Here is a 5085-nt window from a genome sequence, read left to right as displayed (position 1 = left end):
AGATTTGAGATTTGAGATTTGAGATTTGAGATTTGAGATTTGAGATTTGAGATTTGAGATTTTACATTAGACTTCTTGCAGAAGTCGGGAAAAGGGGGAAAGGTTTGTTATTTTCCCTTTCCCCTTTAACCTTTTCCCACCTCTTGCAAAAATAACTTTTGCAAGAGGTCTATTGACTCTATGACTATCCTTTGCGCTTCAGTTGCCATAGAAATCAGAAACTTATAAATTTACTCTATAAAAAAACAACTCCCTGAAGATATGGGAGTTGTTTTTTATATTCAAGCAGTTTTTAAAACATTTAGAATGGAGCGATCGCTAAACAAATAGTAGCCAAAATAGCAGCGATTATATAAAATACTCCAACTACTTGTAATTCTGACCAGCCAGTAAGTTCTAAATGATGGTGTAAAGGTGCCATTTTCAAGAGACGTTTACCTTTGCCATCGGGGCCCTTCGTGGCTTTGTAATAACTTACCTGTGCCATCACCGACAAGGTTTCTACGAAGAATATACCACTGAGAATAAACAGACCTACTAAGCTGTTTGTTAATAGTGCTACAGCAGCTAAAGCTCCTCCCAGTGCCAGGGAACCAGTGTCTCCCATGAAAACGCGGGCTGGGTTGCGATTATGGGCTAAGAAACCTAAACACCCGCCACTTAAAGCAGCACAGAAAACCATCAATCCTGGTGCTGTTGGGGCGACTAAAGCACCTAAAGCCAAAAGTGCGATCGCTACTGTTCCTGCTGCCAAGCCATCAATACCATCTGTTAAATTAGTCGCATTACTTTCTGCAACTAGTACAAAACCTGCTAAAGGCCAAAATAGGAATCCTAATGGTAGTGTGAAGCTCACCCAAGGCAAAGCAATATTTGTAATATTAGAAGGTTGATTAAACATCAGCCATAGACAAAACATAGCCGCAAAACTCACCTGCAAAGCCAGTTTTGTTTGTGGAGATATACCTTTATTTGATTTCCGGCGCAGAATTTGCCAATCGTCGAGCCAGCCAATCAATCCATAGCTGATTGTCAAAGCCGAAACTGCAAGCACCTCTTTAGAAAAGTTAGACAATATGCAGGCAAGCAACACAGATACAGGTATAAAAAATATACCGCCCATTGTGGGAGTGCCTGCCTTTTTGAGATGAGCTTGAGGCCCATCTTCACGAATTATTTGTCCAGTTTTAAGTGCTTGAAGTAAAGGTATTACCCAATAGCCCACCAAACCTGAACCCAACGCACACAACAGTAATGGCAGAGTTAGCGACATACTTTGCCACGGTAGCCGATTGGCCATCGAATCCAAGAAAAATGCTGTTGTACCTAACCCTACGGCTAATAAAGAGGCTAGAGCGATTCCAGAAATGTTTAATCCTTGCTCAGGAGATAATTTAGCGTCCACAGAAGTTTCCCTTCACTCCACACTTATAAAATTGAATACCATTAACTAGGGATACTACCAAGTCCCTAGCCTGAAAAGGCTAATTCTCAGCGATTCCTATATCATCATCTTCATCATCATCGAGGTCGTAGCCAATTCCATCATCTACACCCATTAGGGAGTCTATTCCTTCTTCGTCAGCTTGAAAATCCAGTTCGTGAACGTCACGGGCGATGATGCGACCGTTGTTTTGTAACCAGTCCAACAAAGAGGACTCTGGCTTTAGGGGGATGACATCGGCTCGTTGGTTACGAGCTGCTTCACGTAATGGAGAGTTCAACATATCGAGTCAGGGCAAGAAAAGGTTTACGTAAGTTGACATTTAGAGTCTATCACTTGACACGGATTAATTTAGTTATCTTTTCAACCCTTTAGTTGATAAATCCGCATTCAGATAGAAATTTTTTTATTTAATAAGCATAAGGCTTAGTTCAAGCGATTCTTAGTAATTTTTATGGCTCTACATATATGTCATTAATATCTTGTTTATGCTGATGGAAAGTGAGTGATTTTTGAGGTGACAGGCGATGATGGGAAAAGCGGCTCTTATGGATGCGATCGCACTTACTAATCGCGGTCTACTGGCGACCGAAGAACAGAAACAAGCTATCTTAGCAGCGATCGCCAATTTAGAAGACTTTAATCCTACACCCCGTCCGGTGGAAGCTAGTAATTTGCTAGATGGCAATTGGCGATTACTATACACCACTAGCAAGGCTCTTTTAAACTTAGATCGTTTACCTTTATGTAAACTGGGTCAAATCTATCAGTATATCCGGGTAGATACTACCAGTGTTTACAACATCGCTGAGATTTATGGCTTACCTTTTTTAGAAGGATTAGTCAGCGTTGCTGCTAAATTTGAGCCAGTTTCAGGTCGGCGTATCCAAGTGAAATTTGAGCGTTCTATTATCGGCTTACAACGTTTAATAGAATACAATTCTCCGGTAACTTTTATCCAACAAATTGAAGAAGGTAGAAAATTTACCGGAATTGATTTTGCCATCAAGAGTGACAAACAGCAAGGCTGGTTAGATATCACTTATATAGATAACGACTTACGGATCGGCAGAGGTAATGAGGGAAGTGTGTTTGTCTTAACTAAAACATAAGCTTTGCACAAATAACCTTTTGCGAACGAAGGTACGCTATAACGTGTACCTTGTCAAGTGGGGTCTAATACCTTTTGTAATTTTGGATGTGCTATTGAGTCGGGAGTGAAGAAGGGAATAGGGTACAGGTTACAGGGTACAGATTATTCCCTATCACCTTTCACCTGTAGTGAGTTCAAAAAATAGATCGGGGCGAGGAGGTTACAGGGTACAGATTATTCCCTATCACCTTTCACCTGTAACCTCTCCCTAATCCAATGCCCACTCCCCAATTCAGACAAATAACTTAACAAAGACTCTTGCTGCGACCTTGAGGTTGTAGAGTGAAATCAATTAGCCCTCTAGATTGGCGATTGATAACTAAAAGGGAAAATAATCATGGTTCAACGTGGTTCTAAAGTACGTATTCTCCGCCCTGAATCCTACTGGTTTCAGGATCTAGGAACTGTGGCTTCCATCGACCAAAGCGGCATCAAATACCCTGTAATTGTCCGCTTTGAAAAGGTCAATTACTCTGGTATCAATACCAACAACTTTGCCCAGGATGAATTAGTCGAGGTTGAAGCACCAAAGGCTAAAGCACCGAAAAAATAGCTGCAAAGCTACAAGGGAGTTGTTTGATGCGATGATGAAGGGTAGTCTTAAAGTCTGAAGTATGAAGTCTGAAAATTTCAGTTCATTCATTCTTTGTCCTAGCCTACCCTAATCTACGAGAGCCGCCCTGCGGGTATTTACGGTTTCTTTTGGGTAGTAATACGAGCTATCTACGGCTATGTAAGTTACTACCCCATCTTTTCTTCCTCGAACCCTCAAATAAATCACAATTGCTTGCTTAACTCAGCTTGAATGCCCGAACTGCCTGAAGTTGAAACAGTCCGAAGGGGTCTAAATCAATTGACCCTCAACCAAGAAATCACGGGAGGAGATGTGTTGCTCGATCGCACCATCGCCTACCCGTTTTCTGTTGGTGAGTTTGTTAATGGAATTAAAAATAATGCGTACCCCGGAGGGGTTGGCGCAGCCATCGCTACTTGGCATCGTCGCGGTAAATATCTCCTCGCCGAACTCTCCTCGTCTTCCGGCTGGCTAGGAGTTCATCTGCGAATGACTGGTCAACTATTATGGCTGGATAGAGATGAACCATTACACAAGCACACGCGAGTTAGATTATTCTTTGGCGATCGGCAAGAATTACGCTTTGTTGACCAGCGAACCTTCGGTAAAATATGGTGGGTTCCGCCTGGTGTTGCTGTAGAAAGCATTATCACTGGTTTGGCAAAACTGGCAGCAGATCCATTTTCACCCGAATTTACTGTTGAATATCTAGCAAACAAACTCCAAAACCGCCGCCGTCCGATTAAGACTGCGCTACTAGATCAATCGGTGGTGGCGGGATTAGGTAACATCTATGCTGATGAAGCATTATTTAAAAGTGGGATTTTACCTGAAACCTTGTGTATAAATTTGCAGCTAAAGCAAATTGAACGTTTGCGAACCGCCATCATTCAAGTGTTAGAAACTAGCATTGAGGCTGGTGGTACGACATTTAGTAATTTCTTAAATGTTAAAGGTACTAACGGCAATTATGGTGGTGTAGCCTGGGTTTATAACCGCGCTGGAGAACCCTGTCGAGTTTGTGGTACAGCAATTCAACGGATCAGGTTAGCTGGGCGATCTAGTCATTTTTGCTCCGAGTGTCAAACGTTGCGGGGAGTCATGAGACGGGATTAATTGCGTCTGTACAAGAGTTAGGAATTTTAACTCGAAACTCTTTTAAAATGCAGGTGAAAGACGTTACAAATTTGAGAGAGGAACTCATGGCAGTCAAAAAAGGAGATATGGTTCGCGCTGTGCGCGAAAAACTAGAAAACAGCCTGGAGGCTAAAGCCAGTGATGCTCGCTTTCCTTCTTATTTGTTTGAAAGCAAGGGCGAAATTGTAGACATCAAAGGTGATTACGCCTTGATTAAGTTTGGGAAAGTGCCAACACCTAATATTTGGTTACGTGTGGATCAACTCGAAGAATTTAAATAAGTAACAAGAATTCAGGAGTCAGAAGTCAGAATTCGGCATTTATTCTGACTCCTGAATTTTTGCTGAGAAAAATCGCATCTTAATTTATGTCTTCTTTCCCTAACTCCTCAATTATCTGTAATTTACCCCGTGTTACCATCGTGGGTGCGGGTAGGGTTGGCAGTACTTTAGCTCAACGCGTTGCAGAAAAAAATCTGGCAGATGTAGTTTTACTAGACATTATTGCGGGAATGCCTCAAGGTTTGGCGCTGGATTTGATGGAAGCTAGGGGAATTGACGCTGACTGATGAAGAAAGAAAGGGTTTGCATACTTCGGCTCGATCTGTGCGTCAAAATATTGAGCGATCGCAAGAAATCATTCGTAATTCGTAATTTGTATAAATATAGCAGGGGACAGAGAACAGGGAACTCTTAACAGGGAACAGGGCCGAAAGCCGCTTGTTGTCTAGGTTTTATATTAGGTTTATGTCCTAAACTACTTGGCGACAGCTATAGC

Annotated in this window: 6 protein-coding genes and 1 pseudogene; 5 read left to right on the top strand and 2 right to left on the bottom strand. The window is 42.0% G+C overall.

The window, feature by feature from the left end; translation table 11 throughout:
• Positions 1–301: 301 nt before the first annotated feature.
• Positions 302–1405, bottom strand: coding sequence for a phospho-N-acetylmuramoyl-pentapeptide-transferase (mraY, locus tag RMZ42_RS30340; RefSeq protein WP_322674904.1), 1104 nt, complete (start codon positions 1403–1405; stop codon positions 302–304).
• 79 nt (positions 1406–1484) lie between these two features.
• Positions 1485–1727, bottom strand: coding sequence for a DUF3134 domain-containing protein (locus RMZ42_RS30335; RefSeq protein ID WP_322674903.1), 243 nt, complete (start codon positions 1725–1727; stop codon positions 1485–1487).
• Positions 1728–1971: 244 nt separating this feature from the next.
• Here RMZ42_RS30335 and RMZ42_RS30330 point away from each other — a divergent pair, with 244 nt between their 5' ends.
• From RMZ42_RS30330 to RMZ42_RS30310, 5 genes and pseudogenes are all read left to right on the top strand, one after another.
• Complete coding sequence (locus RMZ42_RS30330) at positions 1972–2556, top strand: PAP/fibrillin family protein (protein WP_322674902.1); 585 nt, start codon at positions 1972–1974, stop codon at positions 2554–2556.
• Positions 2557–2934: 378 nt separating this feature from the next.
• Positions 2935–3150, top strand: a complete 216-nt coding sequence (locus RMZ42_RS30325; RefSeq protein WP_094349537.1) for a photosystem I reaction center subunit IV — start codon at positions 2935–2937, stop codon at positions 3148–3150.
• Between the two features lie 252 nt (positions 3151–3402).
• Entirely contained in the window at positions 3403–4287 is an 885-nt protein-coding gene (locus RMZ42_RS30320) for a DNA-formamidopyrimidine glycosylase (protein WP_322674901.1), read from the top strand.
• An 86-nt stretch (positions 4288–4373) separates the two neighbouring features.
• Complete coding sequence (locus tag RMZ42_RS30315; RefSeq protein WP_322663474.1) at positions 4374–4589, top strand: NAD(P)H-quinone oxidoreductase subunit O; 216 nt, start codon at positions 4374–4376, stop codon at positions 4587–4589.
• 86 nt (positions 4590–4675) lie between these two features.
• Positions 4676–4867, top strand: a pseudogene (locus tag RMZ42_RS30310) (lactate/malate family dehydrogenase); the annotation flags it as partial.
• Between the last annotated feature and the right edge of the window lie 218 nt (positions 4868–5085).

Origin of the sequence: Nostoc sp. DedQUE05 (assembly GCF_034530955.1) — a bacterium.
Lineage (GTDB): Bacteria > Cyanobacteriota > Cyanobacteriia > Cyanobacteriales > Nostocaceae > Nostoc.
The sequence above is the reverse complement of the archived record's forward strand: the minus strand, read 5'-3'. Positions and strand labels throughout refer to the sequence as shown.

Excerpts from the sequence above, each read along its gene's own strand:
- RMZ42_RS30320 (WP_322674901.1), top strand. The coding sequence starts at position 3,403 with ATGCCCGAACTGCCTGAAGTTGAAACAGTCCGAAGGGGTCTAAATCAA.
- RMZ42_RS30315 (WP_322663474.1), top strand. The coding sequence starts at position 4,374 with ATGGCAGTCAAAAAAGGAGATATGGTTCGCGCTGTGCGCGAAAAACTA.
- RMZ42_RS30335 (WP_322674903.1), bottom strand. The coding sequence starts at position 1,727 with ATGTTGAACTCTCCATTACGTGAAGCAGCTCGTAACCAACGAGCCGAT.
- RMZ42_RS30325 (WP_094349537.1), top strand. The coding sequence starts at position 2,935 with ATGGTTCAACGTGGTTCTAAAGTACGTATTCTCCGCCCTGAATCCTAC.
- RMZ42_RS30330 (WP_322674902.1), top strand. The coding sequence starts at position 1,972 with ATGATGGGAAAAGCGGCTCTTATGGATGCGATCGCACTTACTAATCGC.